Raw genomic sequence first — 1,971 nt, forward strand, 5'->3', positions numbered from 1 at the left:
CACACCATCGAGGACACCGCGATCGTGCTGGGCCAGGCTCTGGGTGAGGCGCTCGGCGACAAGAAAGGCATTCGTCGATTCGGCGACGCCTTCATCCCGATGGACGAGACGCTGGCGCACGCCATCGTCGATGTGTCCGGCCGTCCGTACTGCGTGCACACCGGAGAGCCGGATCACCTGCGGCACACCACGATCGCCGGAAGCTCCGTGCCCTATCACACAGTGATCAACCGGCACGTGTTCGAGACGCTGGCCAACAACGCGCGCATCGCGTTGCACATTCGGGTGCTCTACGGCCGCGACCCGCACCACATCACCGAGGCGCAGTACAAGGCGGTCGCCCGAGCGCTGCGGCAGGCTGTCGAGTTGGATCCGCGGGTGTCCGGCGTGCCGTCCACCAAAGGCGCTCTGTGAGAGCTAAATCGGTCGTGGTGCTGGACTACGGCTCCGGCAACCTTCGGTCGGCGCAACGCGCGCTACAGCGCGTCGGTGCCCAAGTCGAAGTCACCGCCGACCTCGAAAAGGCAGCCGCTGCAGACGGTCTGGTGGTCCCCGGGGTCGGCGCGTTCGAGGCGTGCATGACGGGCCTGCGGGGGATCAACGGCCAACGGGCCATCGCCGAACGCGTCGCCGCCGGGCGTCCGGTGCTCGGCGTCTGCGTCGGTATGCAGATCCTGTTCGACCGCGGTGTCGAGTTCGGGGTGGAGAGCGCCGGCTGCGGGCAATGGCCGGGCGCGGTGACCCGACTGGACGCCCCGGTGATCCCGCACATGGGCTGGAATGTGGTGACCGCCGCGACGGGCAGCGCGCTGTTCAAAGGCCTGGACGCCGACGCCCGGTTCTATTTCGTGCATTCCTATGCCGCGCAACGGTGGGAAGGCGGCGCCGACGCGCTGCTGACCTGGGCCACCCACGGTGTGCCGTTTCTGGCCGCGATCGAAGATGGTCCGCTGGCCGCGACTCAGTTTCACCCCGAGAAGAGCGGTGATGCCGGCGCGGCCGTATTGAGCAATTGGGTTGAAGGGTTGTGACGTGTCGTTGATTCTGTTGCCCGCCGTCGACGTGGTCGAAGGCAAGGCGGTGCGGTTGGTGCAGGGCAAGGCCGGCAGCGAAACCGACTACGGCTCAGCGCTGGATGCCGCGCTGGCCTGGCAACGTGACGGTGCCGAGTGGGTCCACCTGGTGGACCTGGATGCGGCGTTCGGGCGTGGCTCCAACCGCGAATTGCTCGCCGAAGTGGTGGGCAGGCTCGACGTGAAGGTCGAGCTGTCCGGTGGCATCCGCGACGACGACTCGCTGAGCGCCGCGCTGGGGACCGGCTGTGCGCGGGTCAATATCGGGACGGCCGCCCTGGAGCATCCCCAGTGGTGCGCCAAAGCCATCGCCGAACACGGCGACAAGGTGGCGGTGGGTCTGGACGTGCAGATCGTCGACGGCGAACACCGGCTGCGCGGTCGCGGCTGGGAGACCGACGGCGGCGACTTGTGGCAGGTACTGGATCGCCTTGACAGCGAAGGCTGTTCGCGCTTCGTGGTCACCGACGTCACCAAAGACGGCACCCTGACCGGTCCCAACCTCGAGCTGCTGCGAGCCGTCGCCGACCGTACCGACATCCCGGTGATCGCCTCCGGAGGTGTGTCGAGCCTCGACGACCTGCGGGCCATCGCCACGCTGACCGGCAGCGGGGTGGAGGGTGCCATCGTCGGTAAGGCGCTCTATGCCGGCCGGTTCACGCTGCCGGAAGCGCTGTCAGCGGTGGCGGGCTAGGGCCGCAATGGATCTCGACGTGCTGGTGGCGAAAGCAGCGGCGATCCTGGACGCCGCGGCCAGGTCGTTCGTCGCCGGGCATCGCGCGGATTCGGCGGTCAGCAAGCGCGGTGACGACTTCGCCACCCAAGTGGACCTGGCGATCGAACGCCAAGTAGTCGATGCGTTGACTTCGGCAACCGGAATCCCGGCGCACGGCGAGGA

The 1,971-nt window shown here is 67.9% G+C and carries 3 protein-coding genes and 1 pseudogene; all 4 read left to right on the forward strand.

The annotated features are described in order from the left end of the window. On the forward strand, positions 1–414 hold a 414-nt coding region (locus AC2VOG_RS09650), incomplete at its 5' end, for an imidazoleglycerol-phosphate dehydratase (protein WP_486939683.1). Beyond that, positions 411–1,031 (forward strand): imidazole glycerol phosphate synthase subunit HisH, encoded by a 621-nt coding sequence (gene hisH, locus AC2VOG_RS09655; protein ID WP_486939684.1) that lies wholly within the window; start codon positions 411–413, stop codon positions 1,029–1,031. The genes AC2VOG_RS09650 and hisH, both read left to right, overlap by 4 nt. Before the next feature lies 1 nt (position 1,032). Next, complete coding sequence (priA, locus tag AC2VOG_RS09660) at positions 1,033–1,767, forward strand: bifunctional 1-(5-phosphoribosyl)-5-((5-phosphoribosylamino)methylideneamino)imidazole-4-carboxamide isomerase/phosphoribosylanthranilate isomerase PriA (protein WP_486939685.1); 735 nt, start codon at positions 1,033–1,035, stop codon at positions 1,765–1,767. A 7-nt stretch (positions 1,768–1,774) separates the two neighbouring features. Continuing rightward, positions 1,775–1,971, forward strand: a pseudogene (locus tag AC2VOG_RS09665) (inositol monophosphatase family protein); the annotation flags it as partial.

The organism is Mycobacterium sp. TH-M11, from assembly GCF_057473725.1.